The organism is Cobetia sp. 5-11-6-3 (assembly GCF_013374055.1).
Classification (GTDB): Bacteria; Pseudomonadota; Gammaproteobacteria; order Pseudomonadales; family Halomonadaceae; genus Cobetia; species Cobetia marina.
In genome coordinates this window covers 311,491-329,550 of the sequence record NZ_BLWJ01000003.1, presented here as the reverse complement: position 1 = coordinate 329,550, position 18,060 = coordinate 311,491, and the positions used below count along the sequence as shown (strand labels likewise).

The following is an 18,060-nucleotide window of genomic DNA, read 5'->3' as shown; positions in this document are numbered from 1 at the left end:
TGGACGCCTCACGGCGACCGGAGCGAATAGCTCATGGCGCGAAGAAAGCCACAGGGCGACCGGAAACGACAGCGGCATCACGACGCAAGCCAGGCGCGAGCGGCACTGCCCCTGACGGCAGCGATGAAGATTGCCACAACCGGACGCCAGACTGACTCGACAGCGCCAGGATTCAGCACGCACACCACCTTCCCCAACCTGTTGCGGACGACTCGATGACAAGCAGCCTCAAACAGCAGTGGCTTTCCAACCTCCGGCCCGACATCCTGTCCGGCCTGGTGGTGGCATTGGCCCTGATCCCCGAAGCCATCGCCTTCTCCATCATTGCCGGTGTCGACCCCAAGGTCGGCCTGTATGCCTCCTTCTCCATCGCCGTGGTGACCGCCATCGCCGGTGGCCGTCCGGGCATGATTTCCGCCGCCACCGGTGCCATGGCACTGCTGATGGTCGACCTGGTCAAGGACCACGGCCTGGAGTACCTGCTGGCCGCCACCGTGATGACCGGCGTGATCCAGGTCATCTTCGGCTACTTCAAGCTCGGCTCCCTGATGCGCTTCGTCTCGCGCTCGGTGGTCACCGGCTTCGTCAATGCGCTGGCGATCCTGATCTTCATGGCCCAGCTGCCGGAGCTGACCAACGTCACCTGGCACGTCTATGCCATGACGGCCGCGGGCCTGGGCATCATCTACCTGCTGCCGCTGGTGCCGAAGATCGGCAAGCTGCTGCCGTCGCCGCTGGTCTGCATCATCGTGCTGACCCTCTTCGCGATGGCCGTCGGTCTGGATATCCGCACCGTCGGTGACATGGGTGAGCTGCCGGACAGCCTGCCGGTGTTCCTGATTCCGGACATCCCCTTCAATCTGGACACCCTGTGGATCATCCTGCCGTACTCGCTGCCGCTGGCGGTCGTGGGTCTGCTGGAATCCCTGATGACGGCCACGCTGGTCGATGATCTGACCGACACGCCGTCCGACAAGAACCGTGAGTGCAAGGGCCAGGGCGCGGCCAACGTCGTCACTGGCTTCCTCGGTGGCATGGCGGGTTGCGCGATGATCGGTCAGACGATGATCAACGTGAAATCCGGCGGTCGTACCCGCCTCTCCACCATGGTGGCGGGTGTCGTGCTGCTGATCCTGGTCGTGTTCCTCGGCCCGTGGGTCTCGCAGATTCCCATGGCCGCACTGGTCGCGGTGATGATCATGGTCTCCATCGGCACCTTCTCCTGGCAGTCGATCCGTGACCTCAAGAGCCACCCGATGTCCACCAACATCGTCATGCTGGGGACCGTGGCCGTGGTGGTCGCGACCCACAACCTGGCGATCGGCGTGCTGGTCGGCGTGCTGCTCTCGGCGCTGTTCTTCGCCAACAAGATCGGCCAGGTGCTGCATATCGGCAGCGACATGAATGCCGATGGCCGTACCCGCGAATACCGCGTGGTCGGTCAGGTGTTCTTCGCCTCCAGCGAGCAGTTCCAGGCCGGTTTCGACCTCAAGGAGACCGTCGAGCGTGTCGTGATCGACGTCAGTCGTGCGCACTTCTGGGACATCACCGCCATCGGCGCGCTGGATACCGTGGTGGTCAAGTTCCGTCGTGAGGGGACCGAGGTCGAGGTACGTGGCCTCAACGAAGCCAGCGCCACGCTGGTGGATCGCTTCGCGGTGCATGACAAGCCGGACGCGGTCGAGAAACTGATGGGTCACTGATCACGCACGATTGACCCTGCGCGATCGAGGCACTTCGCTTGATCGCGCCGCGTGACAAGGTCAGACGGCGGGCAGTCCTTCACGGGCTGCCCGCCGTTTGCGTTCATGGGGCCGGAAAGTGGTAATCTCGAAACAGGCCGCGCCGGCATCGCTGGGGAATGTCAGTCCTCCTTCTGCGTCGCCCCGGTCGGCACGCCATCTCCGTTGTCAGTACTTTTTGTTGTCAGCACAAGGAAGCCCGCCATGAGCCAATCCTCTGCCAGTGCCGCGACAGGCCATGACAAGGTCACCGCCTGCATTGACGGCTCCGCCTTCGCCGCCCCCGTGTGTGACGCCGCCGTCTGGGCCAGCCAGCGCCTGTCGGCACCTCTCAGCATCCTGCATGTGATCGACCGCAATGAAAGCGCCGAACCCGCCAATGGCGATCTCTCCGGCAGCATCGGTCTCGGTGCCCGGGAGCACCTGCTGGAGGAGCTCGCCACCCTCGATGAGCAGCGCGGGCGCATCGCCCAGGAGCAGGGCCGCCTGATGCTGGAAGCCGCCTGTGAGCGCGCCACCCAGGCCGGTATCACCGAACCACGCCCGCGCCAGCGCAATGGTGAGCTGGTCGAGACACTGGCCGAGCTTGAGGACGAGATTCGCCTGCTGGTGATCGGCAAGCGCGGGGAAGGGGCGGAGCAGGCCAGTGAGCATCTCGGCTCCAATCTGGAGCGCGTGATCCGCAGCCTGCATCGTCCCGTGCTGGTAGTGCCGGGCGAGTTCCAGACGCCGACACGCGTGTTGATCGCCTTCGATGGCAGCGCCACCATCAAGCGTGCCATCGAGGTGCTGGCGGCCAGCCCCTTGCTGCAGGGCGCCGAGCTCCATCTGGTGATGGTCGGCGCGGACTCGGTGGAGCATCAGGCTCCGCTTGAGACCGCGCGTGACACCCTCCAGTCAGCGGGCTTCAACGTGCAGGCCAGCCTCAAGGCCGGTGAAGTGGAAGCCTGTCTGCGCGAATACGCCAAGGAGCACGCCATCGACATGCTGGTGATGGGCGCCTACGGCCACTCGCGCATCCGTCAGTTGCTGGTCGGCAGTACCACCACCGAGATGATCCGCAATGCCACGGTGCCGCTGCTGATCCTGCGCTAGCACGTTCAGCACACGCCCTGCCGGGCAATGATGACGCCGCGCCTTCCCGTGTCATGTCGGGATGGTGCGGCGTCATCATTTCCGCCCCTTGGGCAGTGGCTACAGGTACGCAAGGCAGAAACCCTCACGACGACTGGAAAATACCCCGCAGGTCGCGTTGCGCCGCTCGCCGGAATCTGGAACGCTGATGGCCGCTTATCCTCATTGCGCGCCATGCCGCTGAGGGGCTTTCCCTTACACAGGCGCGTCTTTCACCACTCCAAGAAGAACGGCACAAGGACACTCTCCATGAGCGATATCCAACGTCACGACACCAAGGCACGCATGAGCCGCGCCGTCATCCACAACAACACCATCTACCTGTGTGGTCAGGTCGCCGGGCCGGAACAACGCTTCAGCGATATCACGGACCAGGCCAACAGCATGCTCGCGCGTGTCGATGCGCTGCTGGAAGAAGTCGGCACCGACCGCGAGCACCTGCTCTCCGCCACCGTCTATCTCAAGACAATGGATGACTTCAAGACCTTCAATGACATCTGGGACACCTGGGTACCGGAAGGCCACGCCCCCGCCCGCGCCTGCGTCCAAGCCGCCATGGCCAGCCCGGAACTGCTGTGTGAAATTACCGTGGTCGCTGCGGTTAAGTAACACGCAGTATGGTTTTTCTAACCCCGCCAGAGATTTCTCTGGCGGGGTTTTTTATAGTTTATTATCTTTTCTAATTTTAATGGGAGGTGCGTATGGAATTTTTTTCTCGTTTATCCAGAAATCGATATTTTACTAGAACAAGTAGTATGGTGTTCGGGTCACTAGAGTTTTTTGCTGGAGCATTTTTTGGTTTTTTAATAGTTGTTTATCTAATTGGTATGTTTTTAGTGCCTTGGGTTAACGGAGGTTTTAGTTGGGACTATCTTCAGAGCGTTTGGTATAGATGGCAGGGGTTAAATGTAGGTGTTCTAGCCTTTATGTCTAGTATTATTATTTACATCTCTGCTAAGTATAGTGCTGAAGCTCAAAGGAAAAGAGAGTTTGAAGCCTCTAAAGCTTTTTTAAGTGATGCTCTAAGCGAGCTTGTTGGCTTCTATAAAAAGAGTGCGTCCCAATATGATAGTGTATGGAATGGGAATTACGTACTTATAGATATTGGGCACCCGAATAAATATCGAAACGTTTTTAAAGACTGCATAAGGCATTCAGATCCTTATGTAAGTAGTTTTTTGTATAATTATTTGGTGGATCTGCAAGTTCATAATGCCAGGCTATCTGACATTAGAGAGTATGTAAGTTCTAATTCTGTATACAGTTCAGATATGTTGGCCTCTAATCTTTTGTTACTTGGCAAATTATATGCTGCTACTGACAGGCTATTCGATATTGCCAGAAATGAAAGTTATAATCTACATGATTCTCTTGCTCTTCAAGAATATATGAGGTCTTATAGATTGATGAATGTTGACTATGATAAAGTTATAGTGAATGGTAATAGTCTCAGGGTTTATGTAGAAACCAATATGGATTAGTTTGGGTTTTAGTTTTAAAAGTTTAGTTTTAGTTAATGCACGCCTGCTTTGAGTTTTATATTTATATATTTCAGGAGGTGTTATGTCGAGTTATGTATCTTCAAGATATGTATATTCTAGCTGGGATATTCAGCAAGCGCTCTCAGCACTGACGTTTCTGATGGATGAATATGAGCCAAATGAGATTTCTAGTAGGTTGCATATCCGAAAACTAAAATGTTTTGAAAATACATTGATAATAGCATTCTGTCGACCGTTTAAAACCGGCAGAGGGAGGGCGTCACTTGAACTGGAAGAAATAGGTATTTACCTCTCTGATGAGGAGGCTGCCTTGATTGAAAAAGTGATTTGGTTGAGAGATAAGATAATAGCTCACTCAGACGAAGAAGCGATGGAGTATAGGGCTACATCCTTTCAGATTTTCGAAGATAGTCCTATTATATCTGTCTCGGAAAGTTTTCCTGAATATCTTTATTTTAATAACAGTGATCATAGGAAACTAGAGGTTCTTCTTAGAAGAATAAGGTTTTCTTTGGTAGAATATAAGTTTAAGTGCGTGCAGAATCCGCATGAAATATTCGATATTGTAAAGAAGAAAATTAAATAGTTGGTCTTGATTTGGCTGTTGTAGATTAAAAGTGCGGTCTCAATGCTTTAATTTGATCATCGACTCATACCGCACCCATTCCCGATAAAATCCGTCCAGTCGTTCTGTCTCGTTGAGGTGTGGTGCCTCGGCGAGGCGTTCGCGTGCGTCTGTAGGCAGCATGGCGATGCGGGCGTCGAGGTCGTGGGCGTGGCGGGGGGGGCGGTATTCGAGGTCCAGCCCGAGCGGGAGGGTGGCGAGGCCGACGAGTACATGGCCATGGCGGTGGGCGATGGAGACGTAGAAGCCTGCCGGTAGTGCAGGGTGATGGGGTGCCTGGCCACGCGGTGACCAGTCTGCCAGCGCAAGCTGGATACCCTGGGCAGCGGCGAGTTCACCAAGCAGCACGCGGGCGAGGTGGGATTCGGCTTCACGTTGCTGGCGACGGCGGGTCTTGGCGGAGGACACGGGGGTGTTCGCGTTATCCACATCCGCATGTCGAGCGCGCAGCGAGCGACGGCGGGAAGCCTCAGTCGAGGAGTTGATAGAGGGGGCAGCCGAATCAGCACAGGATGCTGGCAGCACACAAGCCTCGGCCAGCCACAGGCGGGCTGGTCGAGAGAAGGAATCAGAGCTTTCATTCGGCAAATTGCGCGCAGCGCTGTCAGTCGCAGACGCCAAGGCGGCGGCGAGGGCATGGGGATCATGCGAGATCAGCGGCTCGCCGTTGGACAAGTCGGCGCTCAGCGAATCAGTGCCCAGTAAACCAGTGCTCGGCGAACCAGTGCTCAGTGAACCAGTGCTCAGCGAACCTGTGCCATGCGATACCGCATGCCCCAGCACCACGCAGCGGTAGGCGGGGTGATCGGTCGGGCGCGCCGCAGGAGTATCCGCCGCGCGCGCCGAGCTGCCCTCGACCGGCTCGCCTGTCTCACTCACATCCTTGCCTTCCCTGGCCGTCATGATGGCGAATCAGTTCTTCGGATGCAGGATCACCAGATCCCCGCGCAACGCGACGCCCGCGACGACATTGCCCGCGTGGCACTCGTACTTCTCGCTGCTGGAGTAGGGCACGTTGTCATAGTCGCTGCGAATGTTGATGACGGCATTGGCCCCGTATTCCCGCGCCTTTTCCTGCAGCTCGCGCAGCGCCGACAGGAATACCCAGCGGCAGGCCGCGGCATCGCTCTTGTTGGTCGCGTTGGTCTTCGGGTTCACACGTGCCCAGCCACGCTTCTCGATGCGCTCGTAGGGCTGCTTGTCACCGAAGAAGAAGGCCACGTCCTTGCCCAGTCGCTGACTAGCCGCGGTGCTGGCCATCACCGGCATGATGGGCAGGAAGTGCTGCGTATCCCGCGCCTGTGCCGGCGCGGAGGCCAGCAGCCCGGCCGCGCCGAGCACCAGGGCGGACACCAGCACGCGTCCCCGCGACAGGCGGCCGACCGGCGCCGTGCTGGCGTGGGCCATGGGGTGTGACGAGGAAACGAACGACTGAGCAACGGATGACGCCATCTGACACCTCTCCTGACAGGGTTTGACTGGCTCAACGCCAGGGAATATCGCCTTCATCCAGTCAACGGCGTGAGCCCATCACACCATAGACCATGCAGCGGGCGCGTATCTTGCGCCAGTTGTGACCCGCTGCAAAGTCGTCTGGTGGCGACAGTCACGCGCCCGATGACCCCGAGGGCCGTGCGGGCGTCGTCAGCCCTGCCAGCGCCGCAGGATCAGCGAGGTGTTGATGCCGCCGAAGGCGAAGTTGTTGCTCATCACCGTATCCGTCTCGATCTCGCGGCCGCCGTCACGCAGGTAGTCCAACGCCGCGCAGCGCGGGTCGATGTCCTTGAGGTTGGCGGTGCCGTGGAACCAGCCTTCGCGCATCATCTCGATGGCGATCCAGGCTTCCAGCGCACCGCAGGCCCCCAGGGTATGGCCGGTGTAGCTCTTGAAGGCACTGATGGGCGTGCGTTCCCCGAACACGGCATGGGTGGCGTGACTCTCGGCGATGTCGCCGCGCTCGGTGGCGGTGCCATGCGCGCTGACATAGCCGATCTCGCTGGCCGAGAGGCCGGCATCGTCAAGGGCCATGCGCATCGCGGCCTCCATCATGTCGGCGTCCGGCTGGGTGACGTGGCGGCCATCGGAGTTGGTGCCGAAGCCGAGAATCTCGGCGTGGATGGTCGCGCCACGCGCCAGGGCGTGGTCCAGCTCCTCGAGGATCAGCGTGCCGGCGCCTTCGCCGATCACCAGCCCGTCACGCTCGGCGTCGAAGGGCCGCGGCGAGCGGTCCGGGCGGTCATTGCAGGTGCTGGTGGCGAACAGGGTGTCGAACACCGCGGCATCGGCGGCGGACAGCTCCTCGCAGCCCCCGGCGACCATCGCTATCTGGCGGCCGAAGCGAATCGCCTCATAGGCATAGCCGATGCCCTGGCTGCCGGAGGTGCAGGCGCTGGAGGTGGTGTGAATCCGTCCCTTGATGCCGAGAAAGACCCCGATGTTCACCGGCGCGGTATGCGCCATCATGCGGATGTAGGAGTTGGCGTTGAGGCCATCGGTGGAGTGGTTGATCAGCATGTTGCCGAAGTCCGCCACCGCGTCCGGCTCACCGGCGGACGCGCCGTAGGCGATGCCCATCTGGCCGCTCTCCTTGAGCGGGCTGTCACTCAGTCCCGCGGCTTCCAGCGCCAGCTCGCTGGAGCGGGTCGCCAGCTGCGCCACACGCCCCATGCTGCGCAGCGCGCGGCGGTTGTAGTGCTTGGGCAGTTCGAAATCGCTGACCGGCGCGCCGAGACGCGTGTTGAGACCCTCGTACTTGTCCCAATCCTCGATATAGCGGATGCCGGTGCGGCCCGCGGCCAGATTGGCGCGCAGGGTCGGCCAGTCATTGCCGATGGGCGAGAAGCCATGCATGCCGGTGACGACGACGCGATGGCCGCGCAGCGGGGAAGAGGGAGCTGTCATCAGAACATCCCTCCGTTCACCGCGATGGTCTGGCGGGTGATGTAGCCGGCATCCTTCGAGCACAGGAAGGCCACGGTGGCGGCGACTTCCTCGGCCTCGCCCGCGCGGCGCATGGGAATCATCTTCAGCGCCTCGTCCATCTCGACCCCTTCGGTCATCTCGGTGGCGATGACCCCCGGCGCGACGGCATTCACGGTGATGCGGCGCTTGGCCAGCTCCACCGCCAGCGCCTTGACCGCGCCGATCAGCCCCGCCTTGGCGGCGGAATAGTTGACCTGACCGCGATTGCCCATCATGCCGGACACCGAGGACATCACGATGATGCGCCCCGGCTTGCGGCGACGCACCATCGGCATCGCCAGCGGCTTGACCACGTTATAGAAGCCATCGAGGTTGGTGCGGATCACGCTGTCCCAGTCCTCATCGGTGAGCGCCGGGAAGGCGTTGTCGGCGTGGATGCCGGCATTGCAGATGACGCCGTAGTAGCAGCCGTGGGCCTCGACATCGGCCTCCAGTGCGCTGCGTGCGGCCTCGCGGTCGGCGACATCGAAGCTCAGGATGCGCGATTCACCGCCCAGGGCGCTGATCTCACGCGCGACCTCCTCGGCGGCGTCACGGCGCGAGCGGCAGTGCAGCACCAGATTGTAGCCTTCGCGGGCCAGACGCAGCGCGATGGCGCGGCCGATGCCACGGCTGGAGCCGGTGACCAGAATCCACTCGCGCGTCTCATTGGCAGCGGCGGCACCCTGGTTGTCAGCAGGGGTAGTTCGAGTAGCGGGGGGGGTGACAGACATCAGACATTACCTTGCGGTGCGGCACCGGCAGCATCCTGCTGACCGGGTGAGTGTTCTTGTGAGTGTTCTGGTGAGTGCCCCTGTGGGCCTGCTTCGGGGCTTCCTTCCTTCGACACGGCAGACGCCATGGCCTGGGCGGGCGGCTCGAAGACATTCACGCCGGCACGGGCGACCTGCGTGCCGTGCTCGTCGCTGAGGGTGGCCTTGAAGGCGCCCAGGCCGTTGTCGGCGCGATAGTCGAGCTGCACGTCTATCTGCCAGCGTTGCCCGCAGGCGAAGGCGGGCAGCTCGCTCTCATAGCGGCGGCTGCCGAGCAGAAACCCGACGCGGGGTGACTGGCCTGCGCGCGCGGCCTGCAGGCCCGACCAGGCGGCGATGGCCTGGGCCATCCACTCGAGCCCGACCCAGGCGGGAATCACGGCCTGGCCAGCGCCGTCCAGCTCCGCGAACAGATCCTCGGGCGAGGGGCGCACGCTCGCGCTGAGCGAGTGCTCGTCACAGGCCAGTACCTCATCCAGCAGGCACATGCCCGCCTCGTGTGGCACATAGGGGCCGATGGCGCAGGGCATGACGGGATAGCCTCCGTCACGGGAAGACGTGCCGTCGGGTAGCGGCGTGGCGGGGGTAGCGGTCGGGGTCAGCATGCAGAGGACTCCGGGTCGGTGGCGTGACGCTCCAGTATCAGCGAGATGTTGTTGCCGCCGAAGGCGAAGGCATTGCTCATCACTCTGAGCGGCGGGGTCTCGGGGCGGTCACGATAGACGATGTTGAGCGCGGGCAATGACGGGTCCAGTGCCTCACGCGGGGTGGCGTGCGGCGGCAGGCGACCATGTTCCAGCGTCAGCCAGCAGAAGGCGGCTTCCAGCGCCCCGCAGGCCCCCAGCGTATGGCCGGTGAGGGCCTTGGTGGAACTGACGGCGGGCGGGCGGCTTGCGGCCTCGTCGCCATCGGGACCGAACAGGCGGCTGATGGCGAGGCTTTCCATGGCGTCATTGAGCGGCGTGGCCGTGCCGTGCAGGTTGATGTAGTCGATCTCGCCGGGGACGCGGCCGGCGCTGGCGAGCGCGCCACGCATCGCGGCCTCGGCGCCGCTGCCATCCGGGCAGGGCGCGGAGATGTGATGGGCATCGCTGGATTCGCCGACGCCGGTCAGCTGCACGCCGCCGTGCTCCGGCGTGACCACGAACAGCACCGCGGCCTCGCCCAGATTGATGCCGTCGCGCGCGGCGCCCAGCGGCTGGCTTTGCTGGCGGCTGACGGCCTCCAGACTCATGAAGCCCTTCACCGTCATGTGGCACAGGCTGTCGGCCCCACCGGCGATCACCGCATCACACTGCCCGGAGGCCAGCAGACGCCGTGCGCTGGCCAAGGCCTTGGCGCTGGAGGTGCAGGCGGTGGAGAGGGTGTAGACCGGCCCGCGCGCGCCGCTCAACCAGGCCACGCACTCGGCGGGCGCGCCCAGTTCCTGACGGCGGTATTCAAAGCTCTCCGGCCAGCTGTCGGCGCTCGGCGTGCCCTGGGCGACGGCGGCGCGCTGAGCGTCCATCGCGGCTTCCGTCTCACCGATACCGGAGGTACTGGTGCCCAGCACCACGCCGATGCGCTCCGGCGCGATGCCCTGGCGCTTGAGGGCCTCGAGTTCCGGTGTCAGCTGCTCAAGCGCGGTGGCCAGCAAGCGGTTGTTGCGTGAGCGCAGCGGGGCCGGCCAGTCGCTGTCATCCACCAGCCGTGCGGTGACACGGCCCAGAGACAGCGGCGTGCCGGGACTGAAGTCATCACTGACGCGCAGGCCGCGACTGGCGCTGAACAGCGCACTGCTGATCAGCCCGTGGTCGGCGCCCAGCGGACAGACGATACCGGGCCGAGACAGACGGCATGGGCTGCGAGGGGCGAGGCCATGGCGGGTATCAGGTGCCTCGGGTGTGACGGGTTCAGTCATGCGGGGAAGCTTCCGGTGAGTCGTCAGGGGCTGGGGGAAGACAGGGGATCTAGCGTCATCTGCATCTCGGTGGCCGGGTCCCGCAGGATCACGCGGCCTTCGGCGTCGCGGGTCAGCTCGGCCATGCGCTCGCCATCGCGCAGGATGAGGCGCTGCGCGGCCTGGTGAGGCGTGTTCCACTCGCCGTGCTGCACCAGTTGCCAGGCGCTGCCGGCAAAGGCGTCATCGATCGCGGCCTGTGGCCAGTGGACCCAGGCGATGCGACGGGCCAGCCAGTCGGCGGTGAAGGGCAGCTTGTCGAGCACCTCGGGGCGGGCCTTCTCGAAGCGGCTGCCATCGGCGTCATGCACCAGTGTCAGCAGTCGCTGGCCCTGCACGCTGAGCAGCACCAGCCGCATGGCCTCGGGCGATTGGCGCAGCACGCCGATGAGGGGCGGCAGGTCGCGAGCCTCGTCCTCAGCGGCGTCTGCTGCCGCGTGATTCTCGCTGGCCTCACTCTTGTTACGCTCAACGCGCAGAATCAGACGTTGGGTGCTGCTCTCCTGCAGGCTCGCCAGGGCCGGCATCGGGCTCTCGGCGCTGAGCGGACCGGGCGCGAGCAGGCTGCAGCCGCTCAACAGCAGGCTGGTCGCCAGCAGCAGTCCGACGGATCGCCGCCCGACTGTACGCAGCCCGACAGAACACTTTCTGAAAGAGCGCAGTCCGACGGATCGCCGCCCGACTGAGCGCAGCCCGACTGAGATGGCATGAGGCGAGAGACGCATGGATATCATGACGATACTTTACCTTTTCTGGCGTCATTCTGCCGCGTGCCGGCCGTTGAGAGAGCGCTTGCGGCGGGCTCGCAGGTCTCCGCTTGCGGCTCCTGTGCTGCCGAGAGCGTGGCCAGTGCGGTCAGGCGACGACGACTGGCGCTGACGAAGGGATTGGCCTCGTCCCAGGCGTAGCCGGCGAGGACCGAGCTGATCATCTGGCGAATGCGGTCCGGCGAGCGAGGGTGATAGATGATGTCGGTCAGGCGGCTGTCGTACCAGGCGGTGACGAACTCGCGGAACACCTCGATGCCACGTCGCAATGGCAGCTCGTATTCGCGGGCCCAGTCCGGGCGCTGCTCATCGCGGGTCGCGGTCAGTTCACGCGCGACCAGCGGTGCGGCACGCAGGGCGGATTCCAGTGCGATGGTCACGCCGGAGGAGAACACCGGGTCCAGAAACTCGCCGGCATTGCCGAGCAACGCATAGCCCGGGCCATGCAGGCGGCTGACATCGGCGCTGTAACCGCCCAGCGACTGCACGGCATTGGCGGGCGTGGCATCGCGCAGCAGCTCCGCCAGGCGCGGTTCTTCCATCACCCACTGCCACAGGCGTGTCTGCGCATCGTCCTCGGCGGCAGGCTCGATCAGCTCCCGCGGGCCGACCACGCCCAGCGAGGCGCGGCCATTGGCGAAGGGAATCAGCCAGTACCAGACATCCGGATGCCCCGGGTGCGAGGCGATCAGGATAGTGTCGCGACGATAACCCTCGGCGGGCGGTGTGAGGTCGGCGATGCCATCGTGGACATGGCCGAACAGCGCCATGCGTGGCTCCAGACGCGGATCACGCTCAAGCGCCTCGAGCCGCGCCAGCACGCGCCCATAGCCGCTGGCATCCAGCACGAAGGCGGCCTGAAGCTCGCGGCCATCGGCCAACGTGAGACGCGGCCCCTGAGCATGGCCAGCGGTGTCACTCTGCGTGGGGCGAGCGGGAGTGAAACCGGTGACGGTGACGCCGAATTCGACCTCGGCCCCCGCCGCCCGTGCGCCCTCGATCAAGCGCTGGTCAAAGTCGGCGCGCTCCACCTGCCAGGTGGTGCCGGGGCCGTCGCTGAACTTGTCGCGGAAGTCGATCACGCGATGCTCGCCGCGGCGGGTGAAGGCCGCACCGGTCTTGCGCTGATAGCCTCCGGCGGCGGCGGCCTCCATCAGGCCACAGGCCTCCAGATGCTGCATGCAGCGCGGCAGCAGGCTCTCGCCGATGGAGAAGCGCGGGAAGTGGCTGCGCTCCAGTACGCGCACGGCGTGGCCGGCGCGCGCCAGCCAGGCCGCCGCCGCCGCCCCGGCAGGTCCGGCGCCGATGATGATGACTTCCTTGCGTGGTGGGTTGTTGCTGCGATCTGCCGATTCCATGGCATCGTCCCCTGTCGTTGTCGTTATGTGTTCATGACGGCATTCGTGTTCCCGCCTCCGTCTGGCCCGCGTGACGAGATCGCCTCAACTGCGGGCGAAGGGCACCAGGCACCAGGTGGCCGTCAGCCCCAGCAGGCAGGCCAGCCCCAGTGCGGCCAATGCCGGTGTCTGACTGAAACTCAACAATCCGAAGGCTAGCAGGCTGGAGGCACATGACAGCGAGATCGCCAGCAGACTGGCCTGCGAGGCGCGACTGGCGGTGGCCTCTGCGTTGCCTTGTTCGGTTTTGTCATTCGCGCTGCGCGCGGGATTACCTTTCTCTGCGCTGCGCGCGGGATGCTCGGCACAGAAGATCCCTGCATCCAGGCCAATCCCCAGTACCAGCAGCAGGCCCAGCAGGTGGAACAGGTTGAGGCCGACGCCCGCCAGCGTCAGGGCGGCGAGCGTCAGTACCAGTCCGCCCAGCGGCGGCAGCAGGGCGCGCCAGGTGCTGCGGCGATAGCGCAGCGCCAGCAGCAGGCTGATCACCACCACCGCAGCACTGACCAGCCAGGCCATTTCGCTGCGAATGCTGCCGAGCGTCGTCGAAAGCCTGGCGACCTGATCGACGTACTCGAGGCGGTCATCGCCTGCCGCGAGGCGTGCCAGGGCGGCGCTACCCTCGGCCGTGACGTCACCAAAGCGCACGATGCCGATGGCGGCGGTGCGTGAGTCGAGCCACAGTCGCTGGCCCATCTCGCCGGCAGGCAGCGTGACCCAGTCGGCCGGGCGCAACGGATGGGCGCTTTCGATGGCCTGCTCGGCACGTTTCACCAGCGCGGCGGGCAGGCCCGCCTGATGAAGCACCTGGGGCAGCAGGGTGCGGGTGCGCTCACGCATGGCGCTGAGATTGGCCTGCTGCTGTTCAAGCGTAGGCAGTTGCTGGGCGAGGCTCGCCCAGTGCCCCAGCTGCTGCTGGGCATTCAGCTGCTGGAAGGTGTCTTCCAGTGCCTGCAGGCGCGTGAGCAGCGCGACGCCATCCTCGGCCTGCACAATCAGGTAACGCAGGCCGTTCGGTTCGGCGAGCAGGCGCTGGACCTCGCGTTGCTCATCGATCAGCGACGCAGGCGAGGGGTTGAGCTGAGTGAGACGGTCATCGCTGCGCAGGGCGTAGAGGCTTGCCAGCGCGGCCAGCAGCAGCAGACCCAGCGCCTGCCAGCTGCGCCTGCCGGGAAGTACGCGTGCCAGCCATCCTGCAGCGCGGGCGGCGGGGGAATCCTTGCGGGTGGCATCCTCCGGCAGCGAGAGACGCGGCAGCCACAGGCGCACGCTCAGCCAGGCGCCGAGCAAGCCGAGGGCGGCGAACATGCCCATCTGGCGCAGGCCGGGCATCGGCGTCAGGGTGATGGCCAGATAGGCGGCGAGGCTGGAGCACAGCCCCAGCGTCAGGCCCGGCCACAGCGCGGCGAGTCCGCCGCGACCGTCTGTCGTCGCCAGGCGGCGCATGCATTCCAGATGCAGCACGTAATCGATGGAGATGCCGATCAGGCTGGCGCCGAAGGCCAGCGTCAGCACGTGCAGGCTGCCGAAGGCCCACCAGGTCAGCGGCAGCGCGAACAGCACGCCCGTGGCCACCGGTACCAGCAGCAACGGCAGCCGTCGCGGGGTGCGGAACACCGCCCACAGCAACAGCAGCACGCCGATCAGCGAGCCGAGCCCGATGGTCGACATCTCCTGTCTGGCCTGCTGCGCCCCGGCACTGGCATGGAAGACCAGTCCGGAGCGCAGCAGCCTGACGTCGGGGTAGTCGGCCTTCACGCCATCCACGGCCTGTTCCAGCGCCTGCTGATCCCCCATCGCGTAGGCGCTGCCGGTGAGGGTGGCGCTGATCAGCCGATAGCCGTTGCCGGGCTGCTCACCGCTTGACGTCGGCGCGCGCAGCAACAGCTGGCCGCCGGACAGCGACAGGTTGGCGGGTGTCAGCCAGTCCTGCCAGGCGCCGGCGAGACCGAAGGGATCATGGATCAGGTCGCGCTGGCCGCCGGGCTGGAACAGCTGCCTGAGCGCGCGCGCCTGCCACTGCTCGTCACTCAGCTCGGCAAGCCGCGGGGCGATCAGGGCTGGCTGGACCTCGGCCGGCAGGCGCAGGCTTTTGAGGCTCTTGCCGTCATCCAGCGTCGCGAGGGGGGCGAGCGCCTGACGCAGCGCCTGGGCGGCGGCGTCACGCTGCTTGAGTGACGTGGCGCTGGCATCGCGTGCGCCGACCAGAATCACCAGCCGATTGGCGGTGTCCTCCAGCGATTCGGCGCGCGCGGCCAACGGGCTGCGTTCCTGCGCTGGCAGCATGGCGGTGATGCGGGTGTCGATCGCGCCTCGCCATGGGCTCTGCGGGGCGAGCTTCCCGGCCAGCAGCACCGCGCACAGCAGCAGCACGCCGGCCCACAGCCAGCGCCAGGCGGCGCGATCCAGCCCCGTGTCATGCGAGTCGCCGCGCCCTGTCATTCGGGGCACTGATCGCGCGGTGTCAGGGTCAGGGCGAGACGGTCACCGTCGCCGCTGGTGAGGGTCAGGTGGTCAAGCCAGCTGCCACCCTCGATCTCGAGGTGCTCGATGGCCTCGGCCAGACGGGCATCACGCGGTGTCAGGCTGGCCTGCCAGTCATCCGCGCTGCCGGTGAGCTGGAGCGTGAAGTGCTCCTCGAGCGCCTGCCAGTCGCCGTGGAAGAAGTTGACCAACAGCTCCGCCATCGCCTGCTGGTCGGCGGGCAGTGGCTCGCCGTCCGGGCCTTCGCTGGCATTCGGGCGCATCTCGAGACGGTCCTCGATGGGGGAGGTGGTGTCCCACACCAGGCCTTCGGGCGCGTTCGGATCCCCGATCAGATGGAACTGGCCACGACTCTTGAGCTGTGCGCCGACATCCTCGAGCCAGCGGGTCTGCTGGAAATCACCGCAGACAGGGGCGGTGCGCGCCAGCTGTTGGGTCAGGGCGCGGGCGTCGAATTCGGCGGCGCTGGCCCCGAAGGCACTGGCAGTCAGCAGCAGGGTAGTGGCGGCAATGGCAAGGCGTGACGTCATCACGGCGTTCCTCGTGTCGGGGGCGGGGTGGCAGGCGCGTCCTTGTCGGCTGTCTGTGACGGGCTGGTCTGTGACTGGCTGGCCTGCCAGGCGGCCAGCCGCTCGCTGAGCGCAGGCGGCGAGGCCAGCAGCATCTCACCATCCGCGAGTCCGACGGCGACCTGCACGCTATGGCCACGGGTCAGGCGCTTGCCGCTCTCGACATCGCGGATCACGTAATCGAGCTTGAGGCGGTTTTCCCACTCGCGCAGGCGCGCGGTGACGGCGATGCGCTGGCCGAAGCGCGCCGGGCCCGCGTAGCGCAGGCGCAGGTCGATCACCGGCCAGGCATAGCCTGACTCGCGCATCTGCGGGTAGTTGTAGTCGAGCATGTCGAGCAGCTTGCAGCGGGCGATCTCGAGATAGCGCACGTAATGGCCGTGCCAGGCAACTTCCATCATGTCGACGTCGTGGAAGGGCACTTCCATTTCCACCGTGGCGCTGGGCATCGGCGTTTCGGCGGGCTGGTTCATGGCGTTTTTCTCGCTCGTGGCTGTCTGCTCGCTCATGCGTGGGCCTCGTCTGCGCTCAGGGCCCAGTGGCGCTCACGGATGCGTGCGCAAAGCAGGCGCAGGTCGGCTTCCAGGCCGCGGTCCTCCTCGAGCGGGGCGATGTCCTCGCGCAGCTCGCTGACGAAGGCCGCCAGGCTCGGCGGCGTGGCGGTGTGGCCGGCGATGGCGGCGCGTTGCTCACAGCCCTGTGCGGCGGCGTGCAGGGTGGCGGCGGCGACCTGCTCGACCAGCGCCAGCACGCGCAGGGCATCCCTCGCGGCGATGGTGCCCATGCTGACCTTGTCCTGATTGTGGCATTCGGTGGAGCGCGAGAAGACGCTGGCCGGCATGGTCAGCTTGAGGGCTTCCGCCGTCCAGGCCGAGGCACCGATCTGCACCGCCTTGTAGCCATGGTTGAGCGGCGCGCGCTCCGGCGTGGCACCACTGAGATTGCTGGGCAGGCCACGGTTGTAGCGGCTGTCAACCAGCAGGGCCAGCTGGCGGTCGAGCAGGTCGGCCAGGTTGGCGACCGCCGTCTTGAGGCTATCCATCACCATCGCCACATGGCCGCCGTAGAAGTGGCCGCCGTGGAGGATCTTGCCGGCCTCGACATCGATCAGCGGGTTGTCGTTGGCGCTGTTGAGCTCGGTCTCCAGGAAGCGGCGCCACCAGTCGAGACTGTCCTCGACCACGCCGATGACGTGGGGCGCGCAGCGCGTCGAGTAGCGGTCCTGCAGGCGCGGTGAGTTGATCGGTGTGGCATCGACCTCCGGTGCCGCCGGGTGGGCCAGATCATCACGCAGCCACTGCGCCACGCGGGCCTGACCGGGATGCGGCTTGGCGGCGAACAGGTCGGCATCGAAGTGGTAGGGATTGCCTTCCAGCGCCTGCACGCTGAGCGCGGTGATGCGCGCACTCAGACGGCTGAGGTAGCAGGTGCGACCGAAGGCCAGTGCAGCGAGGGCCGTCATCACGGCGGTGCCGTTCATCAGCGCCAGGCCTTCCTTGGGGCGCAGCACATAGGGTGTCAGGCCGTGCTGGGCGAAGACGTCAGCGGTCGGGCGCAGCGCATGTGGCTGACCTGCGCCGGGGCGCACCCACACCTCACGCTCGCCGCACAATACGGCGGCGAGATAGGACAGCGGAGTGAGATCGCCACTGGCGCCCACCGAGCCTTCCTCGGGAATGCGCGGCAGGATGTCGTGGTCGAGCAGCCAGACAAGGCGTTCCAGCAGCGCCAGGCTGACCCCGGAGACACCACGGCACAGCGAGACGAGGCGCACCATCACCACCGCGCGGCTGCTGACCACATCGAGGTCCGCGCCCATGCCACAGCCGTGGAAGGTATAGAGGTGGCGTGGCAGGGCCTCGAGGTCGTCGGCACCTTGCACGGCGCGGGTCACGGAATCGCCGTAGCCGGTGGTGACGCCGTAGACCACGCCTTCCTCCTCCAGCAGGCGTTCCAGCAGGGCGGGGCCTGCCTCGATGCGTGCTCGGAAGGCCGGCGCATCACTCAGACGTACGCCACACCGGCCCTCGGCGACGTCGATCAGCTGCTCGAGGGTGATATCACTGCCGTCGAGCGTCAGCGCCGGGGCAGTGGTTGAGACGGGATATGACATGACGAGGTACCTGAAAGCCGAGAGCCTGAAAGACGGAATGCCGGACAACTGAAT

The 18,060-nt window shown here is 64.7% G+C and carries 17 protein-coding genes; 5 read left to right on the top strand and 12 right to left on the bottom strand.

What is annotated here, in order from left to right; genetic code table 11:
- Positions 1-215 precede the first annotated feature (215 nt).
- From HXS66_RS07275 to HXS66_RS07255, 5 genes are all read left to right on the top strand, one after another.
- The gene (locus HXS66_RS07275) at positions 216-1,703 is read left to right on the top strand and encodes a SulP family inorganic anion transporter (RefSeq protein ID WP_077375304.1); all 1,488 of its coding nucleotides are present in this window, start codon (positions 216-218) and stop codon (positions 1,701-1,703) included.
- Between the two features lie 243 nt (positions 1,704-1,946).
- Positions 1,947-2,837 carry a universal stress protein gene (locus HXS66_RS07270; protein WP_077375301.1) on the top strand — a complete coding sequence of 297 codons (891 nt, stop codon included), beginning with the start codon at positions 1,947-1,949 and terminating at the stop codon, positions 2,835-2,837.
- Positions 2,838-3,125: 288 nt separating this feature from the next.
- The gene (locus HXS66_RS07265; RefSeq protein ID WP_077375298.1) at positions 3,126-3,485 is read left to right on the top strand and encodes a RidA family protein; all 360 of its coding nucleotides are present in this window, start codon (positions 3,126-3,128) and stop codon (positions 3,483-3,485) included.
- Positions 3,486-3,577: 92 nt separating this feature from the next.
- Positions 3,578-4,357 carry a hypothetical protein gene (locus HXS66_RS07260; protein ID WP_176503182.1) on the top strand — a complete coding sequence of 260 codons (780 nt, stop codon included), beginning with the start codon at positions 3,578-3,580 and terminating at the stop codon, positions 4,355-4,357.
- 82 nt (positions 4,358-4,439) lie between these two features.
- Complete coding sequence (locus HXS66_RS07255; protein WP_176503181.1) at positions 4,440-4,964, top strand: hypothetical protein; 525 nt, start codon at positions 4,440-4,442, stop codon at positions 4,962-4,964.
- Between the two features lie 39 nt (positions 4,965-5,003).
- Here HXS66_RS07255 and HXS66_RS07250 read toward each other — a convergent pair whose 3' ends face one another.
- From HXS66_RS07250 to hutH, 12 genes are all read right to left on the bottom strand, one after another.
- The gene (locus HXS66_RS07250; RefSeq protein WP_176503180.1) at positions 5,004-5,906 is read right to left on the bottom strand and encodes a hypothetical protein; all 903 of its coding nucleotides are present in this window, start codon (positions 5,904-5,906) and stop codon (positions 5,004-5,006) included.
- 9 nt (positions 5,907-5,915) lie between these two features.
- Entirely contained in the window at positions 5,916-6,455 is a 540-nt protein-coding gene (locus HXS66_RS07245) for a heavy metal-binding domain-containing protein (RefSeq protein ID WP_255303144.1), read from the bottom strand.
- A 192-nt stretch (positions 6,456-6,647) separates the two neighbouring features.
- Positions 6,648-7,904, bottom strand: coding sequence for a beta-ketoacyl-ACP synthase (locus HXS66_RS07240; protein ID WP_077375291.1), 1,257 nt, complete (start codon positions 7,902-7,904; stop codon positions 6,648-6,650).
- The gene (gene fabG / locus HXS66_RS07235) at positions 7,904-8,698 is read right to left on the bottom strand and encodes a 3-oxoacyl-ACP reductase FabG (RefSeq protein ID WP_176493499.1); all 795 of its coding nucleotides are present in this window, start codon (positions 8,696-8,698) and stop codon (positions 7,904-7,906) included. Before fabG ends, HXS66_RS07240 begins: the two co-directional genes overlap by 1 nt.
- The gene (locus HXS66_RS07230; protein WP_176503179.1) at positions 8,698-9,342 is read right to left on the bottom strand and encodes a hypothetical protein; all 645 of its coding nucleotides are present in this window, start codon (positions 9,340-9,342) and stop codon (positions 8,698-8,700) included. The genes fabG and HXS66_RS07230 overlap by 1 nt, the downstream gene beginning before the upstream one ends.
- Positions 9,336-10,637, bottom strand: a complete 1,302-nt coding sequence (locus HXS66_RS07225; RefSeq protein ID WP_176503178.1) for a beta-ketoacyl-ACP synthase — start codon at positions 10,635-10,637, stop codon at positions 9,336-9,338. The genes HXS66_RS07230 and HXS66_RS07225 overlap by 7 nt, the downstream gene beginning before the upstream one ends.
- Positions 10,638-10,660: 23 nt before the next feature.
- Positions 10,661-11,254 (bottom strand): DUF3261 domain-containing protein, encoded by a 594-nt coding sequence (locus HXS66_RS07220; protein WP_176503177.1) that lies wholly within the window; start codon positions 11,252-11,254, stop codon positions 10,661-10,663.
- 152 nt (positions 11,255-11,406) lie between these two features.
- On the bottom strand, positions 11,407-12,801 hold the full coding sequence (locus tag HXS66_RS07215; RefSeq protein ID WP_176503176.1) for an NAD(P)/FAD-dependent oxidoreductase: 1,395 nt from the start codon (positions 12,799-12,801) through the stop codon (positions 11,407-11,409).
- A gap of 84 nt (positions 12,802-12,885) precedes the next feature.
- Positions 12,886-15,282, bottom strand: a complete 2,397-nt coding sequence (locus HXS66_RS07210) for an MMPL family transporter (RefSeq protein WP_176503257.1) — start codon at positions 15,280-15,282, stop codon at positions 12,886-12,888.
- Complete coding sequence (locus HXS66_RS07205) at positions 15,279-15,854, bottom strand: LolA-related protein (protein ID WP_176503175.1); 576 nt, start codon at positions 15,852-15,854, stop codon at positions 15,279-15,281. Before HXS66_RS07205 ends, HXS66_RS07210 begins: the two co-directional genes overlap by 4 nt.
- A complete protein-coding gene (locus tag HXS66_RS07200; RefSeq protein WP_255303141.1) occupies positions 15,854-16,402 on the bottom strand; it encodes an acyl-CoA thioesterase in 549 nt (182 codons plus the stop codon). The genes HXS66_RS07205 and HXS66_RS07200 overlap by 1 nt, the downstream gene beginning before the upstream one ends.
- Positions 16,399-18,006, bottom strand: a complete 1,608-nt coding sequence (hutH, locus tag HXS66_RS07195) for a histidine ammonia-lyase (protein WP_176503174.1) — start codon at positions 18,004-18,006, stop codon at positions 16,399-16,401. The genes HXS66_RS07200 and hutH overlap by 4 nt, the downstream gene beginning before the upstream one ends.
- Between the last annotated feature and the right edge of the window lie 54 nt (positions 18,007-18,060).